Raw genomic sequence first — 23896 nt, forward strand, 5'->3', positions numbered from 1 at the left:
GAAAATCAGACAGCAGAAATGGTGGTGCCATTTGCGAAAACAGGAGAAGTACAGAATGCAGAGAAAGAACGGCAGAAGGAAAAAAATTGCATATGTTTTGTGCGGCATTCTGGCGGTGGTACTGTTTTCCGGTTGTCAGAGCACAGCGGCAGATGGTACAGATGAAAAAGTTTTCGTATACGGTGACACGACATTCAACGCCGAAAACGACGAGTCCGATGTCAACCCGCACAACGGCTATTCCGGCTGGGCGTGTATCCGCTATGGGATCGGTGAGACGCTGTTTCATTATTCCGATTCTATGGAGATCGAGCCATGGCTGGCAGAAAGCTATGAGCTTGTGGACGATACGACATGGCGGATTACACTGCATGAAGGCATCTCCTTTACGAGTGGGCGCACTCTCGACGCGGAGGCGGTCAAAGAATGTCTCGAGGATCTGACCGCAGTACATGACCGTGCACGGGGGGATCTGAAAATTGAGAGCATCGAGGCAGACGGCCTGATCGTAACGATTCACACCGAACAGCCTGTCCCGGCGCTTCTGAATTATTTGTCTGACCCATATGGATGCATCATTGATATGCAGGCAGGTGTGACGGATGACGGCAATGTCGCCGGAACCGGCCCGTACCGCGCAGTACAGGTGGAGACGGATCAGGGACTGACGCTCGTGAAAAATGACAATTACTGGAACGGAACGCCAAAGCTCGACCGGATCGAAGTAAAAACGATCCGCGACGGCGATACGATGACGATGGCGTTACAGTCAGGCGAGCTCGACGCGGCGTACGGCCTGCCGTATTCCAATCTGATCCTGTTCCGCGATGAACCATACACGATTTCTTCGGCGGATACGTCGCGTACCTTCTTCGGACAGTTCAACGGATCATCCGGGGTGCTGCAGGACGACCGCGTGCGCGAGGCAGTCATCGGAGCGATCGACCGTGAGGGCTTTGTGAATACGCTGATGGAAGGAAACGGAAGCGTGGCGGAAGGCCCGTTCCCCTCTTACTTTGCATTCGGCGACAGCAAAGTGCAGGAGGAGTCCTATGATCTTGAGCATTCCAGAGAACTGCTGGCTGAAGCAGGCTGGACCGATGAGGACGGCGACGGTTACGTGGAAAAAGACGGAAAACGCCTGACCATCTGCTGGCTCACGTATCCGAGCCGCCAGGAACTGCCGCTTCTCGCGGAGAGTGCACAGGCATCGCTGAAGAAAATCGGAATCGAAGTACAGATCCAGTGCACGGCAAATCATCTGGAACTGCTGAAAAAAGGAAACTGGGATGTTTATGTAAGCGCATTTGTCAGCGCACCGACGGGCGATCCCGAGTATTTCTTTACAACGCACTGCCTGCAGGATTCCTCCAAGAACCGCGGCGGTTATTACAGTGAGACACTCGAGATGCTGGAGCAGCAGTTAAGCGGCGAGTTTGATACCGAAAAACGAACTGAACTGGCCATCGAGATGACGCAGACGCTGCTGGATGACCACATGTTTTTCTTCGCATCACACCTCAAAATGTCGATGGTATCCGGCGAGGGCGTGACGGGGCTTACGGCGCATCCGTGCGATTATTATGAAATTACAGTCAATTTGGACAAAAACAAATGATTATTTGGTAAAAGAGCAGAAAATGTGGATTTTCTGCTCTTTCTGCGTTATGATAGGAAAAGAACGGCACTGCGACGGTGCCAGAGAAGAGAAAAGGAGAAGTTACGATGCGGAAAGAAGAATTGAGAACATATATTGAAAACCACGAATCCGAAATGATCGAGGATCTGAAAAGCCTGATCCGGATTCCAAGCGAAAAACAGGCGGCAGAGCCAGGCAAACCATTCGGCGCACCGGCGGCAGAAGCACTGGCGCAGGGAATCGAAATTCTGGAAAAATACGGCTTTGCCGTAACCAACTACGACAACTACGCGATTGCAGCTGACTTTAATCAGGAAGAAAAGGGCCTTGATATTCTCGCCCATCTCGATGTCGTACCGGCAGGCGAAGGCTGGCAGGAGACCGATCCATTCACCCCGCTCATCAAAGAAGGAAAAATGTTCGGCCGCGGAACCGCAGACGACAAAGGACCGGCGATCGCAGCTATCTACGCAATGCGCGCTGTCAAAGAACTCGGTTACCCATTAAAGAAAAATGTCCGTCTTGTCCTCGGTTCCGACGAGGAGTGTGGAAGCTCTGACCTCGAATATTATTATAAGAAAGAAGTGGAAGCACCATGCACCTTCTCACCGGATGCCGAATTCCCGGTCATCAACATTGAAAAAGGCGGCATGCGCGGCCACTTCGAAAAAACATCCGATGCCGGAACGACAGGCGTGCGCCTCGTATCCTTACAGGCCGGCACCAAACTGAACGTTGTACCAGGCAAAGCATATGCAGAGCTTGCCGGCATGGAAAAAGAAGACCTGAAAACCTGCGCTGACGAGACTGAGCAGAAGACCGGCGTTTCCTTCGTTCTGGAAGACACCGAAAACGGCAATATAAAAATCACCGCCTGCGGTGCCTTCGCCCACGCATCCACCCCGGAAATGGGTAACAACGCACTGACCGCACTGCTGCAGCTTCTCGCATCCGTTGGAATGGAAGAGAGTGAACTGAAAAACGACATCAGTTTCCTTGCAAAAGTTTACCCGCACGGCGACGGCAAAGGCGCAGGCCTCGGTGTCGCCATGTCAGATGAAGAGTCCGGCGAGCTCACCTTAAGCCTCGACCTCATGAACTACGACGGCAAAACCCTGACCGGTTCCTACGACTGCCGCGCCCCGATCTGCGCGACAAAAGAAAACCTGTACGATACCGCCGGGCAGAACATGAAAAAAGGCGGCTTCTCCATGGAAGGCAGCGGAATGTTCCCACCACACCACGTCCCGGCCGACAGCCCGTTTGTCCAGACCCTGCTGCAGTGCTACACGGATGTCACTGGAAAACCAGGCAAACCATTTGCGATCGGCGGCGGAACGTATGTGCATCATCTGAAAAACGGTGTTGCGTTTGGATGCGCAGACCTTGAAGTCGACAACCGTATGCACGGAGCAGACGAGTTCGTGGAAATCGAATGCCTGAAAGAATGCGTTGTGATCTTCGCGGAGGCGATTGTGCGGATTTGTGGGGAATAAATAATTGAAAAATAAAAGATAAAAAAGATCTTCAGCCAAACCGATAGATTCTGAAAAGAACAAGGTTTGCCTGAAGATTTTTTATGGCTCTGAATTGTTACAAATTTTCTCAGAACCGCAGTTCCCTGCACCGGTTCAGGCATGCAAAGATTTCCTGCCGTCTCGGCCGTGCCAGGTCGCTGGGTCTTCCAGGAGCGAGAAGCGAAGAGAGGCCTTTTTCATCCATCTGTTTTTCCAGCAGGTCCACCACCTGCACCAGTGTTTTTCTTCCGTCCATCTTGTGCTCCGCTGCTTCTAAAAGAAGCGCAGCCAGCCCGTTCAGCTGTTCACTGTCCGTGAGCTGTTCCACGGCGCGCAGATCCGTCAGAGATTTGTTGATGAGGATGGATTCCCGTCCCATCACTTTGACTTTCGTGCGGTCACTTCCCGTCAGGCCTTTACCCGGCTGCGGGCAGCGATGGAAGGCTGGAACGGAAAAAGGGCGTACGGAGGCAGTAAACGGCGGAAATTCCGCGGCTGTGGTTTTTGCGCGATCCGTAATGTCATAAGGAACGTATTCTTTCATCTGAATGACAGTGTCTGCCACGTGGAAGTAAGAACCGGAGCTTCCGGCAACAAGAATGGACGAGATCCCGAGCTTCTCATACAGATCCCTTACGCGGCTGATAAACGGTGTGATCGGTTCCTCGCTGTCGGCAACGACGCGCTGCATCAGCTCATCGCGCACCATAAAGTTGGTGGCGGACGTATCCTCATCGATCAGAAAGAGGCTCGTGCCGGATTCGATGCCCTCGATCACGTTGGCAGCCTGCGAGGTGCTTCCGCTGGCATCGGCGGTCGAGAATGAAGTCGTATCACTCTTTCCGGGAAGATTGTGGATGAAGAGGGAGATATCGACGTTGCTGATGCTTCTGGAGTCCTCGGAGCGGAGCTTTCCGGCGCTTGCATCGGTGATGACATATTCACGGCCGTCCCCGGCGATGTGGTTGTATACGCCGCGCTCAAGCGCCTGCAGCAGGGTAGATTTTCCGTGGAAGCCTCCGCCTACGATCAGTGTGACACCGAGTGGAATTCCCATGCCGGAAACGGGTCCGCGGTTTGGAAGATCGAGGGTAACGCGCAGGGATTCCGGTGAGATAAACGGAACGGCGTGCTTCATCGGCAGATCGGAAACACCGGTCTCGCGCGGGAGAATGGAGCCGTCGGCGATGAAGGCAGTAAGCCCTTTTTCTTTTAATGCGGAACGGATCGCCTGCTGGTCCTCACAGAGATAGGCGACATTGGCGCATGCTTTCGGATCCAGAGCACGGTAGAACAGCGATTTTTCCACGCAGCCGGGCAGAAAGTCGAAAAGAATACGGATCAGCTCCTGCGAGGCGATGGTGCGGCCGTTAGCCGGAAAGCCGATTTCCATGTTGACGATAAGACTGCCGTCGGAAGGATTCAGAACACAGGCAGTACGCTCAAGAATTTCCTGCCCGCAGCGGCTTATCCCAAGCAGACCACTTTTGCCGGAGCCCTTTGCGCGGAACGAATACGGTGCGATAGCGCGCGCAAACTGGCGCAGCAGGTAATCCTGGAGGGCGGCGCGCTTTTCATACGTATCATAGAGTGATGCCGGGAAAGCGGCAGTTCTTCCATTCACATGAACGCTGACGCGCGATGGAGCGGCGAACGGATCGCCCTGCACGTGGTCGATGGAGAGTGTGTAGCGCGGAAACTGATAGGCACCGCGGGTAGATTTATAGGCGGGATAGCTTTTGTGATTGATACTGAATAAAAGCTGTTTCAGGTCATTTGCAGATTGCATGAAAAAAACTCCTTTCAAAATAAAAAGGTGAGGCTGCCGTACAGAGCGTGTCTGAGAAAGGCTTTTCGCAAGCTGCGAGTTCCGGTTTGCGGAAATGATTTTTCAGACACGCGCTGGACGACAGCCTCATCCAAAAAGCTTTAACGTCTGGAAACACTCTGGCGCTTCACCAGCTTGGTTGCCATGCACATTTTCAGACATTCGCGTTTCGGATCGGCCACGCGGTCAAGCAGGCGCTGGACGGCAGTGGCGCCAAGCTCGCGTTTTCTGACCTTCATGGTGGAAAGCGGCGGAACCATCATATCGCACATCGGAACGTCATCAAAGCCGATGATGGAGACATCCTCCGGGATGCGGTAGCCGTTTTCACGCAGTGCACGCATGGCGGCCGCCGCGATGATGTCATTATCGGCAAAGTAGGCATCCGCGATCGGAGCTTTCGATTCGAGAAGGCGCAGCATGTCGCGGTAGCCTTCGTCCGAGGTCGGGGAAACCAGGTGAACATATGGATGCGAGGTGCTGATGCCGTTTGCACGGAGCGCTTTGTAGTAGCCGTCGGCGCGTTCGGAGAAGTTGCTGATGTCGAGGCTCGAGTGAAAGTAGCCCACGTTTTTGTGTCCGCACTGAATCAGATAATTCGTGGCGTTGAACGCCCCCTGAATGTTGTTGATCAGAACGCAGTCGTAATCGAGCTCATCGTAATAGCAGTCCACGACAACGATCGGAACAGAAAAATCGCGGAACTTGCGGAAATCGGACGGAGCCATTTCGGTTGCAAGAAGAAGAATGCCCTCACAGTCCACAGCGCGGAGTGCATCGAGCTGGCTGTCAATATCCATGGTCTCATAAAAATAGGAGATATGAAGCGCACAGCCCTGGCGGGTGCATTCGGTGGAGATTCCTTCGGTCAGCTGGGAGAAAAACGGCGTGTCGGCAGCGACCTTTCCGTGCTTTTTATAATTGACCAGCTGAATAATGCGGGAGGAAGCGCCGGAGGCTTCAGTTTTTTTCGGCGCATAGCCATACTCGGCTGCGGTTTTTAAAACCAGCTCTCTTGTGGCATCGCTGATGCCGGGTTTGTTATTGAAAACCATAGAAACCGTGGCAGGCGATACGTTGATCAGCTTTGCCAGTTCTTTCGCAGAAATATTCATAAGAGTTCAGCTCCTGTTCGATAAAATCAGCCCGCATGGTGCTTTCGTTTGTTTTGTGCATGCGGGATGTTGAAATTTATTTCAGTATTTATCTGAAAAATATTAAACTTATGCATTGATTTTAATATGAATTAAAAAAGAAGTCAACTTCTGAACTGTAAAAAAATGAAATATGAAGAAATGCATAAAAACAGCCATTCTTTTTTGTATAAATTACTAAAAAAGATTTAATAAAGCTGAATAGATGTTGACAAGTTCAAAAGAATTTAGTAATATAAGAGCCATAAAGAACAGGGAAATTCAAGACATAATTTAGCAGAGTTTAAAGAAAATTAAGTGGAGGAAATGAATATGAAATCAATTAAGATCGGATTTGCACCTACGAGAAGAAGCATTTTCAGTGCCCCGGATGCCGTAAAATACGCCAACCTGACGAGAGAGCGTTTAAAAGAGCTCGGCGTTGAATTTGTCGATATCACAGACATCAATGAGGAGGGTCTGTTTTACGATGAGGCGGACCGTGAGAAAATCCAGGAGAAATTCCGCCGTGAAAACGTAAAGGGAATTTTCTTCCCGCACGGAAACTTCGGAACGGAATATGTCTGTGCAAGACTGGCAAAGGAAATGGGGCTTCCGGTACTCCTCTGGGGACCGCGCGATGAGAGACCGGATGAGAACGGTGTGCGTCTCCGCGATAGCCAGTGCGGCCTGTTTGCAACTGGAAAAGTGCTGCGCCGTTTTGGTGTTCCGTTCACCTACATGACGAACTGCCGTCTGACCGATCCGGAATTTGAGCGCGGCATCAAGGATTTCCTTGCTGTATGTAATGTGGTAGATACCTTCCGCCACACCAGAATCCTTCAGATCGGACCGCGTCCGTTCGATTTCTGGTCCACCATGTGCAACGAGGGCGAGCTGCTGGAAAAATTCAACATCCAGCTTTCTCCGATTCCGCTGCCGGAACTGACCGAAGAGATGAAAAAAGCAAAAGCAGAAGGAACCGAGGTAGCAAACGTCGTTTCTTACTGCAATACCAATATGTGCGTAAAGATCAAACCGGAAGAGCTGGAAAATGTTGCGGCCCTGAAAGTTGCCATGAAGAATCTGGCTGCAAAATATTCCTGCAATGCGATTGCCATCCAGTGCTGGAATGCCCTGCAGGGTGAGATCGGCATTATGCCGTGCGCAGCAAACTCCCTTTTGAACGAAGAGGGAATCCCGGTTGTCTGTGAGACGGATATCCATGGAGCCATCACGGCGCTGATGGTAGAGGCTGCCGGCCTGAACGATAAGAGAAGCTTCTTTGCAGACTGGACGGTACGCCACCCGGACAACGAGAACGGCGAGCTGCTGCAGCACTGCGGACCGTGGCCAATCTCGGTAGCACAGGAAAAACCGACCATCGGTTATCCTCTGGCATTCAGTCATCCGGGAGCTGTAGAGGCACAGGCAAAATTAGGCGAAATGACACTGGCGCGTTTCGACGGAGACAACGGAGAGTACTCCCTGCTGCTTGGAAATGCAAAAGGTGTCGAGGGACCTTACACGAAGGGAACCTACGTATGGGTTGAGGTACAGAACCTGAAACGCCTCGAGGCAAAAATCGTGGAAGGACCGTACATCCACCACTGTGTCGGTATCCACGAGAACGTTGTGCCGGTTCTGTATGAAGCATGCAAATACATCGGCATTGCCCCGGATTTATATGATCCGATCGAGGAAGATGTCAAAGCATATTTAAGAGGAGAATGAAAATCATGAGTGAATACAAGGAATTGAGTTGTCTGGCGTATGATCTGCGGAAGAAAGTAGTGGAAATGGTAGTTTCCGGCAAGGGCGGCCACATCGGCGGTGACATGAGTGTCATTGATGTGCTTGTAGCGCTGTATTTTAAAGAGATGAACATCAGCCCTAAGAACATGGACGACCCGGACCGCGACCGTTTTGTAATGAGTAAAGGTCATTCCGTTGAGGCATATTATGCAGTACTTGCAGCAAAGGGATTCTTCCCGATGGAAGAGGTCATCGAAAAATTCTCCAAATTCGGCAGCCCGTACATCGGCCATCCGAACAATAAACTGCCGGGCATCGAGATGAATTCCGGTTCTCTCGGCCACGGACTTCCGGTCTGCGTGGGAATGGCGCTGGCAGGAAAAATGGATAAAAAAGATTACCGTGTCTACACCGTTATGGGTGACGGCGAGCTGGCAGAAGGCTCTGTCTGGGAGGGCGCAATGTCCGCAGGAAACTACAAGCTGGACAACCTCTGTGCGATCGTAGACCGCAACCGTCTGCAGATCTCCGGAAATACCGAGGATGTCATGAAACAGGACAGCCAGGAGGAGAGATGGGCAGCGTTCGGATGGAATGTTCTTTCCGTACCGGGCAACGATATGGACGCGCTCGTTCATGCGTTTGAGCTGGCGAAACACTGCAAGGGAAAACCGACGGTTATTATTGCAAACACAACGAAGGGCTGTGGTTCTTCCGTGATGGAAAATAAGGCGGAGTGGCATCATAAAGTGCCGACACCGGAGGAAGTAGAACAGATTATGAAGGATCTGGATGAGAGAAAGGAGGCACTGTCATGAATAAGATTCCAAACAGACAGGCCATTTGCGAGGTTTTAATGAAACATGCCGAAACGGATAAAGATATCGTGGTGCTCTGCAGCGATTCCAGGGGAAGTGCTTCCCTGACACCGTTTGCAAATGCGTATCCGGAGCAGTTTGTGGAGATGGGTATTGCGGAGCAGGATCTGGTCAGCGTTTCTGCCGGTCTTGCAAAATGCGGCAAGAAAGCATTTGCGGCATCTCCGGCGTGCTTCCTCTCCACCAGAAGCTATGAGCAGGCGAAAATTGACTGTGCATACTCCAACACCAATGTAAAGCTGATCGGTATCAGCGGCGGTGTGAGCTACGGTGCGCTTGGCATGAGCCATCATTCTGCACAGGATATCGCAGCAATGGCAGCCATTCCGAATATGCGTGTGTATCTGCCAAGCGACCGTTTCCAGACAGCAAAACTGGTTGAGGCGCTCCTTACCGATGAAAAACCGGCTTATATCCGAGTGGGAAGAAATGCCGTTGCGGATATTTACAGCGAAGAAAATACCCCGTTTGAGATGGATAAGGCAACGGCTCTCTCGGAAGGCACCGATGTTTTACTGGTAGCCTGCGGTGAGATGGTCCGCCCGGCGCTCGATGCAGCTGCTATGCTGAAAGAAGAGGGAATCAGCGTAGGACTGCTCGATATGTACTGTGTGAAGCCGTTGGACAAAGAGGGTCTGGTAGAGGCTGCAAAGAAGGCAAAAGTTGTCATTTCGATCGAAGAGCACGCTCCATTCGGCGGTCTTGGATCGATGGTGAGCCAGGTGGTCGGTGCGGAGTGCCCGCGCAAAGTCGTTCCTATGTCTCTGCCGGATGCGCCGGTGATCACGGGAACTTCCAAAGAAGTATTTGACTATTATGGACTGAATGCCGAGGGCATTGCAAAAAAAGCGAAAGAATTACTGGCTTAACCAGAAATGGAATCAGCGGTGAATGTGATAGCCCGCAGGGAACTGTAAACTGCCGCAGGTCTGCGTATGCCATGTTCCTGCGTGCCCGGGCGGAAGAAAATCCGGGAACGCAGGAACTTTTTCTATATAATCAGGAATAAATCGTTCTGCGGAAGATGTTGGAATGTGTGGTAATCGCCAAAGATCTTGCCTATAGGGGCAGGGTGAATGCTGCGACAATAGAAAATGACGCATGGTGTGTTGAAAAACAGGGTGTATTCAGCGTTATTCGAGATGGGAATCTGGATATTTATAAAATTTTAGGAATGGAGCTGAAAAAATGGAGAAAAGGTATATCATCGGAATTGACCAGAGCACGCAGGGAACGAAAGCGCTGCTCTTTGACGGGGTGGGACATTTACTCCGCCGTACCGACCTGCCGCACCGGCAGATTGTCAATGAAAAGGGATGGGTGTCCCATGATCTGAATGAGATTTACCGGAATACCGTACAGACGGTAAAAATGCTGGTGGCAGAGTCCGGTGTTGCACCGGAAACAATCGCCGGAATCGGCATCAGCAATCAGCGTGAGACGACGGCGATCTGGGACAAGGCGACCGGGAAACCGCTGGAAGAGGCCATTGTATGGCAATGCGGACGCGCAAGCGGGATTGCGCAGGAGATTGCGGAGCAGGGGCACGCAGAGGAGATCCGCGAGGCGACGGGTCTGCAGCTTTCGGCTTATTTTCCTGCTGCAAAGATGGCGTGGCTGCTTCGAAACGGCGGAGAAGAAAGACAGAAACGTGCTGCAGACGGGGAGCTCTGCCTTGGCACCATCGACAGCTGGCTGGTTTACAAGCTGACGGGGGATCATGCATTTAAGACGGATTTTTCAAATGCGTCGAGAACGCAGTTGTTTAATCTGAAAACACTGGCGTGGGATGAGAAGATCTGCGAGATGTTCGGGATTCCGGCTTGTGCGCTGGCCAGGGTGTGTGATTCCGATGCGGTGTATGGAACCACGACGATGGAAGGATTGTTTTCCGAGCCGGTTCCGATCTGTGGTGTATTAGGCGACTCTCATGCGGCTCTGTTCGGACAGGGCTGTTTAAAACCGGGCATGATCAAGGCGACGTACGGAACGGGTTCTTCGCTGATGATGAACATTGGAGACAAGCCGATTCAGAGCAGCCACGGCGTTGTGACTTCGCTTGCGTGGGGAAGAGGCGGCAAGGTGGACTATGTGCTGGAAGGCAACCTGAACTACACCGGAGCTGTGATTACCTGGCTGAAGGATGACCTGAAGCTGATTTCTTCGGCAAAAGAGACGGAAGGACTGGCAGGGGAGGCAAATCCGGCAGACCGCACGTATCTGGTTCCGGCATTTACCGGGCTTGGCGCGCCGTACTGGGATGAGAAAGCAACGGCATCGATCAGCGGAATTACCCGCACCACAGGAAAAGCTGAGGTGGTAAAAGCGGCACTCGATTGCATTGCCTACCAGATCACCGACCTTGTCCGTGCGATGGAGCAGGATACCGGCATGCGGATCGAGGAACTCCGTGTAGACGGCGGCCCGACACGAAACGGATATCTGATGCAGTTCCAGAGTGATATTACGAATAAACGCGTAAATATTCCGGACGCGGAGGAGCTTTCCGGGATTGGAGCGGCTTATATGGCGGGTATTTCGGCAGGTGTGTATGATCTGGAGAAGCTCGCGGGAAATATGAAACGAAGTGTGTATGAACCGAAGATGGACGATGAAATCCGGGAGAAAAAATATGCCGGATGGAAAGCGGCGGTCGACGGGGTATTAAGTAAATAGGGGACGGACGGTGTAAAAGGCCTCCCGCCCCACAGAGCACAAGTCCCCGGACAGGCACTGTTTCGGAGGGCAAGAGGCTCTGTGCGGCGGGAGATTTTTTGCGCCTGACGGTGGGATGACGAAGGGGGGACGCGGGCATTACTGTGCACTCGGCAAATACGCGTTTGCGATAAGAAAACGAAGACGCATACGTGCGTGATTGAGAAATTTGAAAAATAAAATAATCTACAAACAAAAAGGAACGATTTGGATAGAACGTTCCTTTTTTGCATATAGAGAATAAATTGTACAGAAATAAAAGGCGCTGTATAAACAGCGCGTAATGCTGATAGAATGCGAGAAAACAGCAAGAAAAAGAGGATTAAACTTGTAGTTCAATGAAGAAAAAAATAGATGTGGTATAGTATCAAGAAAAAGGGATTTCGCATGAAGGAAATTTCAATAGAAGATGTATTAGAGCGTGTCTGAAAAATCATTTCCACAAACTGGGACTCGCAGCTTGCGAAAAGCCTTTTTCAGACACGCTCTAGAGTGTACATTATGCAAAAAAGGAGGGACAAGAGTTTGTCCGGTAAAAAACAGGAAGTATGGTAAGATAAGCTGGTAATGGAGAACGTATGCAGATTCGTATGGATGAAAAAGGGAGGATTCTGTTTATGGCTACTTACGTTATTTCTGATATTCACGGTGAGTATGAGAAATTTATGGAGCTGCTGGAAGAAATTGAGTTGAAAGATACAGATACGCTCTATGTTCTGGGTGATGTTTTAGACCGGGGTGAGCATCCGATTAAGGTGGTATTGAAACTGATGGAAATGCCGAATGCGTTCTGTATCGTGGGGAACCATGAGGTGATGGCGCTGGAATGTCTGCGGTTTCTCTGTCAGGAAATCACAGATCTTGCCATCGAGGAAGTGGATGCTGAACTGTTGGACAATCTGGTTCGCTGGAAGTATAACGGCGGTGATGCTACGATCCGGGAATTTCGGGCGCTGGATCCCGAGATGCGGGAGGAAGTACTGAATTTTCTGGAGGATTTCAGTCTGTATGAGGAGCTTACAGTGGGAGAAAAACAGTATCTGCTGGTGCATGGAGGGCTGGGGGGATTCACACCGGAAAAGAGGATCGAGGAATATTCCCTGCACGATCTTGTATGGGCCAGACCAGATTATCAGAAGGAATACTTTGCGGATACAAATCTGGTAACAGGACATACACCGACGCAGACGATTCCAGAAAATGATAATCCCGGGTATATTTATAAAAAATATCACCACATTGCGATCGACTGCGGCGCATGCTTCCCGGGAGGGCGGCTGGCGGCAATCTGTCTGGAAACGGGGGAAGAGTTTTACAGTTCGGACAACAATGGGTGAACGATTTTAGACGTTCCATGATGCCAGTATCAGAAGACCGGGATTCGGAACCAGCAGAACAAGCGGGAAGATTTTTGAAACAGGACATGCCAAAACACAAGCAGGAAAGCCGTTTTGGGAAAAATGAGCGGATAACAAAAGCTTTGAAGATTGCAGGAGCTGACACGAAAGCTGCGAAAGAAAAGGAGATTTTGGATGCACTATATTATTACCGATATACATAACGACAGCTGGCGGTTCATGAAATTGCTGGAAAAAATTGATCTCAAAGAGGACGACCACCTGTATCTGCTTGGTGATTTGTTTGACCGCTGCATGGATCATCCAGACCCGGCGGGCGTGTATTTTCAGGTATTGAAGCTGGGGAAAAAATGTACTGTGATCCGCGGCAACCACGATCATTGGCTTGCCAATTACATTTTCCACTATTACGGGATGGATGAGAGAGACCGCGCCCTCCTGCAGCCGTATCCGTACAATTCCTTCCATCTTTTACAGGAACGCCTGACGGAAGTTGATTTAAAGCAGCTCGCAGAGCGCATCCTTTCCTGGCCGGTACAGGTGGAAATCGAGGTAGATGGTCAGCCGTATCTGCTTGCCCATGCCTGTACGGCAGAACCGGGGAAATGGAAACTGGACAACTATTATCTGATGGGGGATTTGTGGTACAAGGTTTTTCTTCATGAGGGAGTGCATGGATATATTTCCGTCTGCGGCCATCAGAACATGGGAAATGGATCCATCTGGAAGAATAAAAAAGAAAACGTCTATCTGTGTGACTGCGGCTGCGGCTTTGAGAATGGAAGACTGGGATGCCTTTGCCTGGAAACGAAGGAAACTTTCTACGTATAAACAAACAGAGGAAAAGCAATGAAGCGATATATGATGTCGGATATTCACGGATTTCTGGAGGCATTCGAGGCAGCTCTGAAAAAAACAGATCTTTCGGGGAAAAACCAGCTGATTCTGTTGGGCGATTACATAGATTATGGGCCAGATGGCCGGGCGGTGCTGGAAAAAGTCAGGGCATTGCAGGAAAAATATGGTTCGGAAAAAGTCATTGCCCTGATGGGAAACCATGAAAAAGCACTGCTGGACTGGCTGGAAGAATATGCGGATGTCAACCGGCATATCGGCAGTGTGGAGCAATATCGCAGCCGGGAATGGCTGGCATCGGATGCAGATGGAGACTATGAAACGCTGCACAGCTTTCTGAAAGAAAAACATTTTCAAGAGTTTCTGGAAAAAGAAGCACACCTCTCAGAGGATTCCAGAAATGCAGAAGCAGTACGGCTGATGTTCGAAGATGCGGGGGATCTGATCACCTGGATGCGCCATTTTCCTTACTTTTATGAAACAGAACGCCAGATTCTGGTGCACGCCGGAATTGCCGAATGGGGCGGTAAAGACTGGCTGTGCGTGACCAGCAGGGAGCTGATGGTGGGGAAAAGAACGGTAAGCCGCGGAGCATTCCATAAGGATGTGATTGCAGGCCACATTTCCACGGCAAAAATCAGCGGAAACAGGACATATGACGGTATCTGGCACGACGGTCAGAGCCACTATTATCTCGATGGAACCACCTGGCGGAGCGGAAAAATTCCGGTGCTGGAATATGACAGTGAAACTGAAAAATACAGAGAAATATGGTGAGACACGTTGTAATGCAGTACAGTAAGATCACGGCAGGGCAGAAAAAGTGATTTAGTCAAATTAAGCAAGTGGTAAAGTGGATTGCGGATATCCGCTTTGAAAAGATACAGGATCGAAACAGAAGGGAGTACATCAGATGCATTTACCAATCAGTGTGACACAGGATGAATTATTAGAAGTTTTGCTTCAGGTTGCGCCGGTACGGCCGGTCTTTATCTGGGGTGCACCCGGCATCGGAAAATCCGCGTTAGTGGAAAAATTCGCAGACGAAGTCGGCCTGCCGTGCGTGTCGCTCCTCGGAAGCCAGCTCGCGCCGGAGGACATTATCGGCATTCCGCAGATCCGGGGCGAGACATCGGAATTCCTTCCGCCGAAAATGATCGCCAGAAAAGAGCCATATGTCCTGTTCCTGGACGAACTCAACGCCTGTACGCAGGAAGTGCAGAAAGCCTTCTATTCTCTGATCCATGAGCGGCGGATCGGAGAATACCATCTTCCGGAGGGAAGCATTGTGATCGGAGCAGGAAACCGTGCCGAGGACAGCGCGATCGTAAAAACGATGTCGTCCGCCCTTTTAAACCGTATGTTCCATGTGCAGCTGAAAGCGGATGTAGGACAGTGGATCAAGTGGGCGCAGGCAGAAGGACTCCATCCGTGGGTCATTGACTATATCATCCAGCGGCCGGATCACCTCTTTTCCGAACCGCCGAAAACCGAAGAACCGTTTTCCACCCCGCGTTCCTGGCACATGCTGAGCGATGCGTTGAAGGAATACCGGGCCGGGGAGCAGGATATTTCGCAGGAAACATTAAAAATGATGGCGTACGCCTGCCTCTTGGAACAGCATGCGGGGATGTTTCTTGCTTACACAAAAACACTGCGCAACACACATCTCCTGGATGACATTATCGCGCAGAAAGCAAAATGGCCGGACAAGCCGGAAAACCGGGATGTGCTGTATTTTCTCGCACAGTCCTTCCGCGCCAGACTGCTTGCAGAACTGCCGAAAAGCAAACAGGGAATTTCCGGCGGCATGCTTTCCTTTGCGTACCGCGCCAAGGGCATGATCAAAGAACTCGCAGTCATCAATTTCGAAATCGCCCAGATGACCGTCGCAGCTGATGGAGCGGAGGCACTGCCGGACTGGTTTATGATGGAAATCATCCGTGATCTGCCGCGGCTCGTCGGATGAAAAAAGGAAGGAGAAAAGGATGCCATACGTTCGAAGCAGGTATTACCGCGAAGAAGAAAAGCCGGCCGGGTACCGCAGAGTGGAGGCCGGCTTTGGTTTGCTGGAAAAAAATACACTGTTCCATCAACTGGATGGGTACATCACTGCAAAGCCCTCCCATCTGAATGCAAAAGGAAGTCTGGCCTGTGTTACGAAAGATGGAAATATCTACGTCAACATGCGGGCGAACCTGTCGCCGGAACAATGGTGCTATGTGATGGCACACAACCTTCTGCACCTGGCGTTCGGCCACTTTGACAAAGCGAGCATCCCTTCCGACTGCGAATTTGTCCCGGCACTCTGGAACAAAGCCTGTGATATCTACATTACCAGATTCCTTTATGACATCCGCCTCGGCGAGCCGATCTGCGCAGATCCGGCGGAAGCATATCCGATCAAACTGAACAGCGAGCAGAAAATTTATGAATATCTGTTGAAGCACCAGGATAATGGTGCGCAGATCTGCGGGACAAACTCTGAAAAATTAAAGGATATGATCGGGGTAGAACGGCCGATCGTTTATAAAAAGGGAGAAAGAAATGCATATGCTGAAAAATTTTCCTATGCAGTCACTCATTCCATCAAATCTGCACTCTGCGATGCGGGAGGATACGATCTTAAAACGAAAAAGAATACCGTCATTTCCAGAGCAGCAGAATGGTTCCTGTCCCATTATCCGCTGCTCGGAGGTCTTGCGGCTGCATTTAAAATTGTGGAGGACATTGAAATGTGCCATCGGTATGAAATCCATATTGCAGCGGTTGACGCAGAGCAGGGAATCATTTATGCCAATCCGTCGTGCGGATTTTCGGAGGAAGAGTGGATTTTTGTTCTCGCGCATGAATATCTCCATGCCGGACTGCAGCACCAGAAACGGTGCAATGGGCGTGACTTCTTTTTGTGGAACATCGCCTGCGACTACGTCATCAACGACTGGCTGCACGAAATGGAGATCGGCAGAATGCCGCCGGATGGGCTGTTGTATGATGAAACACTTCACAACAAATCGGCAGAAAGTATCTATGATCTGATCGTGAAAGAGATCCGAAAGTACAAAAAACTAAACACCTTCCGGGGCTTTGGCAGAGGTGATATGTTTAACGGAAACAGACCGCATTTTACTGGAAGAGAAAACGGGGTCAGCCTGGATGAACTGTTGAAAAACGCACTGCGGGAGGGATTGGATTACCATCAGGAGCACAATCGTGGTTTCCTGCCGGCCGGGCTGGTGCAGGAAATCAGGGCGCTTGCGATGCCGGTCATTCCCTGGGATGCCGCGCTGGCGAAGTGGTTTGATGTACAGTTTCCACCGCTGGAAAAACACCGCACCTATGCGCGGCCGAGCAGACGGCAGGGTGCCACGCCGGATATTCCAAGGCCAGGATATGCGTATTACGAGCAGGATCTGGAGAGCCGGACCTTCGGTGTGGTCGTGGACACGTCCGGTTCCATGAGTGCAAAACAGATCGGTATGGCACTCGGCTCCATCGCCAGCTATGCCGCAGCGAAAGATGTTCCGTTCGTGAGAATCATTTTCTGTGATGCCAAAGCGACGGATGCGGGATATCTGGCACCGGAAGATATTGCCGGCCGGGTAAAAGTCACGGGACGAGGAGGAACCATACTGCAGCCGGGCGTGGATTGTCTGGAACAGGCGAACGATTTTCCAAAGGACGGGCCGATTCTGATTATTACGGACGGGGAGATTGAGAATGACCTGAAGGTAAGACGAGAGCATGCATTTCTGCTTCCGAGAGGAAACCGGCTGCCGTTCCGGGCACGGGGAGAAGTGTTTTATTTTCGGGAATAGTGCGGCGTAGTCTGTGCCTCTGCAAGAAACGATAGCAGCGGACAGAATTTGCGGATGATGTTTTGCGATACTTTAGAGAACAGAAACAGAGAACACGAGAGGAGATGCTGAGAATGAGCATTGTCATTACAGGCGATACCCATGGCACCTTTGATATTGGAAAAGTTGTACGCTATTTTAACGAGCACAAAGACGAGTACACCCGGGATGACTATCTGATCATCTGCGGAGATGTCGGCATCTGCGGCTTTTCTGCAGCATACGAGGCGAATACGAGAGCCGTTTTCCGAAGTCTGCCGGTGACGACACTGTTTATCGACGGAAATCATGAGAACTTCGAACAGCTGAACTCCTACGCCGTGGAGCAGTGGAACGGCGGAAAGGTGCATATCATTGAGGACAACATGATCCATCTGATGCGCGGCCAGATCTTTACGATTGCCGGGCTGAAATTCTTTACCTTCGGAGGTGCTTACAGCATCGACAAAATGTCCCGCGCGGAGGGAATTTCGTGGTTCCCGGAAGAAATTCCGTCACGGGAAGAGTACGAAGAAGGATGGAAAAATCTGGAAAAAGAAGATTTCCGGGTGGACTACATACTGACCCACACCGCCCCAAGAGATGTGGCCGCGGCAATGGGGTATGGAGAGCTGTCTGACGATGAGGTGGAACTCCGCCAGTACCTGCAGCGCGTGGCGGATAAGACAGAGTTTCAGAAATGGTATTTCGGACACTTTCATGAAGATGCGGAAGTGGAAGAGGTGTTTGTGTGTCTGTATGATGAGGTTGTGGAGTTGTAATAAGACAGGATGTCAAAGTAGTCAGGATGGGAATGAGATGGCGCAAAGAATAAATACAATCATAGAATTTGAACAAAAGAGCATCGGAAAATCTGGTGCTCTTTTTGATGTAAAAAATTGGACAAAATCTTGGCCGGAAAAAAATAAGAAGCGTGATAAGATAAAATAGAAGCAGAGAGCAGCCAGAAAATGCACGTCGAACCATAAAAAATCTGCTTTGAAAAGAGAAAAGTCAGTTGTTTTCTTCTGATGGGACATCCATATGATCCAATGCATACTCACACGCCTGAATCACAAAACTGGAAAACGTAATGTCCTGGTCAGAATCGGAAATTGCCTGCTCGATCTGATCGATCAGGTGAAGGGGAAAACGGATGGTCTTATTTTCCGTTTCCTTGCGATTGCCTTTTAATTGAAATGCCATATCAAACTCCATTCCGCTGCCTGAAAATACAGGCCGGAACACCATTTCCGGTTATGAGATGTGAACTACAGGCAGCATAAAACATAACAAAGGTGTGTTTCAAAAGGGTTCGACAATAAAAATAAGATTTTTCGGATCTGGGAAATCGGAGAAATCTGGAAAAAGCTGTTTGGGAGACAGCTTATTTTGGTGTACCTTTTTCTGGCTGTTTTCTGATATTCAAGATAACTGGAAAGTCCAGCCTGTTTCATTGTATTGCATAAACTAATTGAAATAAGCATTGCAAAACGCATGACAAAATGTATTGCAAACAACAAGAGAATGTATTACACTAGAAGAAAAAACTGTAAAATACAAAGCAAATGAAATGGGAGGAGGGACAAACTTCTAAAAGGTCGCAAAAATGAGAAAGGTTAAGAAAATGAAAAAAGACAGAATAAAATTCATGTTGGATATTCAGAAATGGAAACAAATGTCAATGGAAGATCTGGCGAATCATATTCCAGTTGTAATTATGGCAACTGCAATGATTGCTGGTGTGATCGCTTATATTATGTATATTGTAAACGGTGGATATCTGGCGCAGATTGCTGCTATAAAGGAATATGGTTTTATAAGTACGGATACATTTACAGCAGGAACAACAGGTCTTGTTTTTGGAGGGATTGCAGGAAATATTATTTTATTACTGTTGATTGCAGAACTTGTAGTTCTGTCACTTAATTATTGCGGAATTTGTAAAGGTGGGAAAAAAACAGCGCTTATCGCATCGGGTATACTGATTTTGGTGCAGATTGCGGCAGCGTTTGTTCTTTTATGGATTCGCATAGGAAGAGTCACGGTGGAGCCGAATGCAGTTCGTGCGCTGATTGTCAATTTCCCGGAAGTTATTATGTATGTAAAGCCCGTTGGAATTACTTATACGATTCTTACAGTGGGAGCACTGATTGTCTTTTTTGGACTGCTTTTGGCGGAAGCAGGAAGCTGTGGAATGGTTACTTTTACAGCAGAAGCAATGATATTTGCCAAGGTTGTGGTTCCGATTGTTGTCTGGATTCTGGAAAATATTCTCGCGTTAGGTGCTGCTGTAATTGGCTGTATTTTTATATTTGTGGTTATCCTTGGAATTGGAAAACTGTTATTAGATGGTCTGGCAAGTGCCGGAAGCGGCGGTGAGGGCTCTGGGCAGTCCGCATCATCCTTTGAGGCAGGAGGATCTTCTGGATATTCCGAAAGCAGATCAGAAAAAAGATCGGAGCCAAAGCGGGATAACAGAACGCCGCGGGAAAAGGATAAAAATCCGAATCACCATTATATTGCCAATTATCAGGAAACGGGCGGTATCAAATTATATAAGGTTCACAATTCGATGGGAAATTATGTAGAATTGGACAATAGTGTCGTTTCAAGAAAAGTATGCAGTCTGGCAGACGCTGAAAAGGGAAAGCACAGATTTTACAGAGAAAATTCGGGACAAGAAATCAGACTTGATGATATCCCATGGAAAAAAATGAAATGAAGGGAATAAAAAGTGAAAAGAATAAGAATTCCGACAATGTTAATCGGTATCATGTTTCTGATACTTGCATGTGGGAAAAATGTTGATCCAGGAATGAAAATGAATACGATTACAGAAATAGAATCGGAAGCAGCGATAACGCAGGAAAACGAACCAGAATCTGAAGTGAGGCAAAAGACAACACCAGATGTTTCCCCCACGATAATGAAAGAAGAGAATGAAACGGTAACAGAGAGTGAGTTCGAGGAGCAAGAGCCGACAACGACACCAGAACCAACAGCGATGCCAGAGCCGGTAACTATGTATATTACCAGACTGGCAGAATTTAGAAGCGAACCAAATACAGAAGCCGGGATAATAAAGCTCTTAGACGCTCACGAAGAAGTTGAGATGGTAGAAAGCAGGGGCGAATGGTCAAAAATTTCATATTGTGGTCAACTTGGTTATATTTTAAGTGAATTTCTTACCGCAGAAAACAGAACAGAAACAAATCGTTTGATTGTAATTGATGCTGGTCATCAGGCGCAGGGAAACAGTGAACAGGAACCGGTTGGACCAGGAGCGTCGGAGACAAAAGCAAAAGTGGCATCAGGAACTATGGGAACGGCCAGCGGAGTTCCAGAATATGAATTAACGCTCAGCGTATCATTAAGGCTGGAAGAAGAATTAAAAGCCCGTGGATATCAGGTAATTATGACACGCACGACAAACGATGTTGATATCAGTAATAGTGAAAGGGCTCAGATTGCAAATAAGGCAAATGCGGATGCTTTTATAAGAATACATGCAAATGGATCTACGGATGCTTCAGTGAATGGAGCTATGACAATGTGCCAGACAAGTTCTAATCCATATAATGGAGAATTGGCAGATGTGAGTAAAAGGTTATCGGAAATAATTTTGGACTCGTTATGTGATGCAACAGGATGTCAAAAGCAGCATGTATGGGAAACGGATACAATGAGCGGGATTAACTGGTGTACAGTTCCAGTCACCATAGTAGAAATGGGTTATATGACAAATCCAACGGAAGATTTGGCTATGGAAACGGAAGAATACCAGTTAAAAATTGTACAGGGTATCGCAAATGGAATAGATCAATTTTTTCAAGAATAAAATGAGGAGTGGCGAAAATGCGTTGTTCAAAGTGTGGAAGAGAAATGCCGGATGATAGTTTATTTTGTCCGGAATGTGGGGCAGAACAGATAGTTGGGAAAAAAGTTGAGGAGAAGGAAGAAAAACACTGTGCTAATTGCGGATGCAGAATTCCAGAGGGCAGTTTATTTTGTCCAGAATGTGGAAGCGGCGTTGAAAAAGACAAAGCTCATGTAAAAATACAACCAGCAAGAAAATTAGTTTATCAAGAAACAAAAAAGATTCAAAGAACACCAGAAGAGGAAGAAAAACAAAAGAAAAGAAATAAAATAATTGTTTTATCAGCAGGCACGGTGTTGGGAATTTGTGCTATTATTGCAATTTTAGCATCAATGATGAAACCGTCTATTGATTTGAATAAGTATACAACAGTTTCTATTGATGGATATAATACGGTGGGTCAGGCAGGGGTAACCTTTGATTATGCAAAATTCGAAAAAGATTACGGAAAGAATTTAGAAAAAATTGTTCGAAAAAAACACATTGAATGTTTTAAGGATTCAGTAACAGAACAGTTTTTGGCTGATTGTGTTGATGGTGCGTTAGACAAAGAGACAGAGCTTAGCAATGGAGATGTTGTTACATACAAATGGAACTGCAATGATGAAGTAGCCCGTTCCGTTTATGGATATAAACTGAAATATGAGGACATAGAGGTTAAAGCGGAAAAACTGGAAGAAGCGAAAACGTTTGATCCGTTTGAGGGAATCCAGGTGACATTTGATGGAGTTGCTCCTAATGGTTATGCATATGTTGAAGGAAATCCATCGGCAAGTGCGGCGCAGCAGTTTGGTTATGAGCTTGATAAGAGTGAGGGTCTGTCAAATGGAGACACTGTAACAGTAACGGCATGTATGTATGATGAGGATGATCCAACGGATTATTGTCTTAGAGCTTATGGAATGGTACCGGAATCTTTAACAAAGACCTATACCGTCAATGGAATTAACAGTTACATAAAAGAAATTTCAGAGATATCAGACGAAAGTTTAAAAGAGATGCAGTCGCAGGCGGAAGAGGTTTATCAAGATGATGTAGTTCAGAACTGGGGAGAAAGCGAAAAATTAAAGAGCCTTACGTATATGGGAAACTATTTGCTGGTCAATAAGAAAAATGATGATTATTGGGGAAGTAATAATATTCTTTATCTTGTTTATCAAGTGCAGGTGGAGGATACCTATTCGAATAAGGGTAAGACGTATACGGAATTGAATACGATCTACTGGTATATTTGTTTTTATGATTTATTAGTAGATTCAGATGGCGTTACAACGGTTGACGTAACAAATTACGGAACACCATACAGCGGTGTAAGGATTGATGTAGATGAAGCTGACGGCTGGTGGGGAGGCACCATGTGGTATTATGACGGATATGAAACTCTGGACGAGTTATATCAAGAAGCAGTAACAGATAATCTGGATTCTTACAAACACGAAGATAACGTAAATGAAAAACTTGCGGCTGCGTCAGAAACCAAAAAAGCAGAACAGGAAAATAAAGAAGAAAGTAGCAATGAAAATGCTTCCGAAGCGGAGAATGGCATGATTTTTCCTGATAGTTCAACAGCTGAAATAAACTCCGAAGACCTCAAGAAACTGTCGGATGAGGAGCTGAGATATGCTGTGAATGAAATATATGCAAGACATGGGTATATCTTTAAAGACGATCAATTGCGGACTTATTATGAGCAGTATGATTGGTATAAAGAAACTGTAAAACCAGAAGATTTTTCAGATAGCGTTTTTAATGAGGTGGAAAAAAGGAATATTCAAACCCTTCAGCGGGAACGTGATGCAAGAAATAACTAAGGGATCACGGATGAACATTCGAGATAACATGACTGGAAAATGAAAAATAAGGAGAAGTAAGGGGAATGGAATTTGTACAAATCAAGTGTCCGGGATGTGGTGCAGATGTTTCAACGCGGGATGAAGTTTGTGAATACTGTGGAAAACCTGTTATCATCCGAAATTTTACCAGCATAGCATCCATGTCAATGCCAGAACTCAATAGGTATGTCGGTTCATATAAAAAAGAAATTGAAAACAATGGTGAAAATGATGCAGTAAATAAATCAATTGCTATGTGCTATCTTAAGCTAAAGCAGTATCAGATGGCGGGAAAATATTTTCAAAAGGCTATGGAAGATAACTTTAATGATTCAGAAAACTATTTCTATGCTGCGGTTTGTTTACTGGAAGGGAAAAAAGCATTTTTGACAACACGTACCGTGATTCAGCAGATGGAAACGTATCTTGGTGATGCGATATCCATTGAAAATAAGGGTGTGTATTACTATTTCTTAGCATATATCAAGTATGATTATTATAAGAGAAAGTGCTTTAGAACAACGCCGGATTATGTTGCGTGCATCAGGCAGGCAATACAGTGCGGGTTGAGCAGAATGGATGCAGAGCAGTTATTCGATATACTTGGTGTGACGATGCCGCAGGAGATATCGATTTGAGTATTAAACAGAGCTGTTTTTCAGAAAATGTA

General features: G+C 48.1%; 21 protein-coding genes. 18 read left to right on the forward strand and 3 right to left on the reverse strand.

Features of this window, described 5'->3' with window-relative positions; translation table 11 throughout:
• Nucleotides 1–55: 55 nt before the first annotated feature.
• Together DW642_RS07605 and DW642_RS07610 are read left to right on the forward strand one after the other, a co-directional pair.
• The gene (locus DW642_RS07605; protein ID WP_117509776.1) at nucleotides 56–1618 is read left to right on the forward strand and encodes an ABC transporter substrate-binding protein; all 1563 of its coding nucleotides are present in this window, start codon (nucleotides 56–58) and stop codon (nucleotides 1616–1618) included.
• Nucleotides 1619–1725: 107 nt separating this feature from the next.
• Nucleotides 1726–3135, forward strand: a complete 1410-nt coding sequence (locus tag DW642_RS07610) for a Sapep family Mn(2+)-dependent dipeptidase (RefSeq protein WP_117509777.1) — start codon at nucleotides 1726–1728, stop codon at nucleotides 3133–3135.
• 109 nt (nucleotides 3136–3244) lie between these two features.
• Here DW642_RS07610 and DW642_RS07615 read toward each other — a convergent pair whose 3' ends face one another.
• Both DW642_RS07615 and DW642_RS07620 read right to left on the reverse strand, forming a co-directional pair.
• Nucleotides 3245–4945: an ABC-ATPase domain-containing protein gene (locus DW642_RS07615; protein ID WP_117509778.1), complete on the reverse strand. Its 1701-nt coding sequence runs from the start codon at nucleotides 4943–4945 to the stop codon at nucleotides 3245–3247.
• 140 nt (nucleotides 4946–5085) lie between these two features.
• Nucleotides 5086–6099 carry a LacI family DNA-binding transcriptional regulator gene (locus tag DW642_RS07620; protein WP_117509779.1) on the reverse strand — a complete coding sequence of 338 codons (1014 nt, stop codon included), beginning with the start codon at nucleotides 6097–6099 and terminating at the stop codon, nucleotides 5086–5088.
• 351 nt (nucleotides 6100–6450) lie between these two features.
• On the opposite strand from DW642_RS07620, the gene DW642_RS07625 reads away from it, so the two are divergent.
• The 12 genes from DW642_RS07625 to DW642_RS16425 all read left to right on the forward strand — a co-directional run bounded on the left by DW642_RS07625 (nucleotide 6451) and on the right by DW642_RS16425 (nucleotide 18465).
• Entirely contained in the window at nucleotides 6451–7851 is a 1401-nt protein-coding gene (locus DW642_RS07625) for an L-fucose/L-arabinose isomerase family protein (protein WP_117509780.1), read from the forward strand.
• A gap of 5 nt (nucleotides 7852–7856) precedes the next feature.
• The gene (locus DW642_RS07630; RefSeq protein WP_117509781.1) at nucleotides 7857–8690 is read left to right on the forward strand and encodes a transketolase; all 834 of its coding nucleotides are present in this window, start codon (nucleotides 7857–7859) and stop codon (nucleotides 8688–8690) included.
• The gene (locus DW642_RS07635; RefSeq protein ID WP_117509782.1) at nucleotides 8687–9619 is read left to right on the forward strand and encodes a transketolase family protein; all 933 of its coding nucleotides are present in this window, start codon (nucleotides 8687–8689) and stop codon (nucleotides 9617–9619) included. Before DW642_RS07630 ends, DW642_RS07635 begins: the two co-directional genes overlap by 4 nt.
• Before the next feature lie 319 nt (nucleotides 9620–9938).
• Nucleotides 9939–11426, forward strand: coding sequence for an FGGY-family carbohydrate kinase (locus DW642_RS07640; protein WP_117509783.1), 1488 nt, complete (start codon nucleotides 9939–9941; stop codon nucleotides 11424–11426).
• Nucleotides 11427–11900: 474 nt separating this feature from the next.
• Complete coding sequence (locus tag DW642_RS16775; protein ID WP_416388126.1) at nucleotides 11901–12020, forward strand: DUF6783 domain-containing protein; 120 nt, start codon at nucleotides 11901–11903, stop codon at nucleotides 12018–12020.
• Nucleotides 12021–12082: 62 nt separating this feature from the next.
• Complete coding sequence (locus DW642_RS07645) at nucleotides 12083–12802, forward strand: metallophosphoesterase (RefSeq protein ID WP_117509889.1); 720 nt, start codon at nucleotides 12083–12085, stop codon at nucleotides 12800–12802.
• 195 nt (nucleotides 12803–12997) lie between these two features.
• Complete coding sequence (locus DW642_RS07655; protein WP_117509785.1) at nucleotides 12998–13654, forward strand: metallophosphoesterase; 657 nt, start codon at nucleotides 12998–13000, stop codon at nucleotides 13652–13654.
• Nucleotides 13655–13672: 18 nt separating this feature from the next.
• Complete coding sequence (locus tag DW642_RS07660) at nucleotides 13673–14455, forward strand: metallophosphoesterase (protein WP_117509786.1); 783 nt, start codon at nucleotides 13673–13675, stop codon at nucleotides 14453–14455.
• Nucleotides 14456–14591: 136 nt separating this feature from the next.
• Complete coding sequence (locus DW642_RS07665; protein ID WP_055220096.1) at nucleotides 14592–15647, forward strand: AAA family ATPase; 1056 nt, start codon at nucleotides 14592–14594, stop codon at nucleotides 15645–15647.
• Between the two features lie 19 nt (nucleotides 15648–15666).
• Nucleotides 15667–17496, forward strand: a complete 1830-nt coding sequence (locus DW642_RS07670) for a vWA domain-containing protein (RefSeq protein ID WP_117509787.1) — start codon at nucleotides 15667–15669, stop codon at nucleotides 17494–17496.
• A 113-nt stretch (nucleotides 17497–17609) separates the two neighbouring features.
• Nucleotides 17610–18296 (forward strand): metallophosphoesterase family protein, encoded by a 687-nt coding sequence (locus tag DW642_RS07675; protein WP_117509788.1) that lies wholly within the window; start codon nucleotides 17610–17612, stop codon nucleotides 18294–18296.
• 37 nt (nucleotides 18297–18333) lie between these two features.
• A complete protein-coding gene (locus DW642_RS16425; RefSeq protein WP_256359693.1) occupies nucleotides 18334–18465 on the forward strand; it encodes a hypothetical protein in 132 nt (43 codons plus the stop codon).
• A gap of 63 nt (nucleotides 18466–18528) precedes the next feature.
• Here DW642_RS16425 and DW642_RS07685 read toward each other — a convergent pair whose 3' ends face one another.
• Nucleotides 18529–18720, reverse strand: a complete 192-nt coding sequence (locus DW642_RS07685) for a YlcI/YnfO family protein (RefSeq protein WP_117509890.1) — start codon at nucleotides 18718–18720, stop codon at nucleotides 18529–18531.
• 403 nt (nucleotides 18721–19123) lie between these two features.
• Here DW642_RS07685 and DW642_RS07690 point away from each other — a divergent pair, with 403 nt between their 5' ends.
• The 4 genes from DW642_RS07690 (at nucleotide 19124) to DW642_RS07705 (ending at nucleotide 23864) form a co-directional block, all read left to right on the forward strand.
• Nucleotides 19124–20239, forward strand: coding sequence for a hypothetical protein (locus tag DW642_RS07690; RefSeq protein WP_117509790.1), 1116 nt, complete (start codon nucleotides 19124–19126; stop codon nucleotides 20237–20239).
• 12 nt (nucleotides 20240–20251) lie between these two features.
• Entirely contained in the window at nucleotides 20252–21355 is a 1104-nt protein-coding gene (locus DW642_RS07695; protein WP_242991152.1) for an N-acetylmuramoyl-L-alanine amidase, read from the forward strand.
• A 17-nt stretch (nucleotides 21356–21372) separates the two neighbouring features.
• Nucleotides 21373–23205, forward strand: coding sequence for a YARHG domain-containing protein (locus DW642_RS07700; RefSeq protein ID WP_117509791.1), 1833 nt, complete (start codon nucleotides 21373–21375; stop codon nucleotides 23203–23205).
• A gap of 65 nt (nucleotides 23206–23270) precedes the next feature.
• Complete coding sequence (locus DW642_RS07705) at nucleotides 23271–23864, forward strand: hypothetical protein (protein WP_117509792.1); 594 nt, start codon at nucleotides 23271–23273, stop codon at nucleotides 23862–23864.
• Nucleotides 23865–23896 lie beyond the last annotated feature (32 nt).

Source organism: Blautia sp. AM23-13AC (genome assembly GCF_003435675.1).
Taxonomy (GTDB): Bacteria; Bacillota; Clostridia; order Lachnospirales; family Lachnospiraceae; genus Fusicatenibacter; species Fusicatenibacter saccharivorans.

Coding starts and splice junctions, on each gene's coding strand:
- DW642_RS07605 (WP_117509776.1), top strand. CDS start 56: ATGCAGAGAAAGAACGGCAGAAGGAAAAAAATTGCATATGTTTTGTGC.
- DW642_RS07610 (WP_117509777.1), top strand. CDS start 1,726: ATGCGGAAAGAAGAATTGAGAACATATATTGAAAACCACGAATCCGAA.
- DW642_RS07615 (WP_117509778.1), bottom strand. CDS start 4,945: ATGCAATCTGCAAATGACCTGAAACAGCTTTTATTCAGTATCAATCAC.
- DW642_RS07620 (WP_117509779.1), bottom strand. CDS start 6,099: ATGAATATTTCTGCGAAAGAACTGGCAAAGCTGATCAACGTATCGCCT.
- DW642_RS07625 (WP_117509780.1), top strand. CDS start 6,451: ATGAAATCAATTAAGATCGGATTTGCACCTACGAGAAGAAGCATTTTC.
- DW642_RS07630 (WP_117509781.1), top strand. CDS start 7,857: ATGAGTGAATACAAGGAATTGAGTTGTCTGGCGTATGATCTGCGGAAG.
- DW642_RS07635 (WP_117509782.1), top strand. CDS start 8,687: ATGAATAAGATTCCAAACAGACAGGCCATTTGCGAGGTTTTAATGAAA.
- DW642_RS07640 (WP_117509783.1), top strand. CDS start 9,939: ATGGAGAAAAGGTATATCATCGGAATTGACCAGAGCACGCAGGGAACG.
- DW642_RS07645 (WP_117509889.1), top strand. CDS start 12,083: ATGGCTACTTACGTTATTTCTGATATTCACGGTGAGTATGAGAAATTT.
- DW642_RS07655 (WP_117509785.1), top strand. CDS start 12,998: ATGCACTATATTATTACCGATATACATAACGACAGCTGGCGGTTCATG.
- DW642_RS07660 (WP_117509786.1), top strand. CDS start 13,673: ATGAAGCGATATATGATGTCGGATATTCACGGATTTCTGGAGGCATTC.
- DW642_RS07665 (WP_055220096.1), top strand. CDS start 14,592: ATGCATTTACCAATCAGTGTGACACAGGATGAATTATTAGAAGTTTTG.
- DW642_RS07670 (WP_117509787.1), top strand. CDS start 15,667: ATGCCATACGTTCGAAGCAGGTATTACCGCGAAGAAGAAAAGCCGGCC.
- DW642_RS07675 (WP_117509788.1), top strand. CDS start 17,610: ATGAGCATTGTCATTACAGGCGATACCCATGGCACCTTTGATATTGGA.
- DW642_RS16425 (WP_256359693.1), top strand. CDS start 18,334: ATGGCGCAAAGAATAAATACAATCATAGAATTTGAACAAAAGAGCATC.
- DW642_RS07685 (WP_117509890.1), bottom strand. CDS start 18,720: ATGGCATTTCAATTAAAAGGCAATCGCAAGGAAACGGAAAATAAGACC.
- DW642_RS07690 (WP_117509790.1), top strand. CDS start 19,124: ATGAGAAAGGTTAAGAAAATGAAAAAAGACAGAATAAAATTCATGTTG.
- DW642_RS07700 (WP_117509791.1), top strand. CDS start 21,373: ATGCGTTGTTCAAAGTGTGGAAGAGAAATGCCGGATGATAGTTTATTT.
- DW642_RS07705 (WP_117509792.1), top strand. CDS start 23,271: ATGGAATTTGTACAAATCAAGTGTCCGGGATGTGGTGCAGATGTTTCA.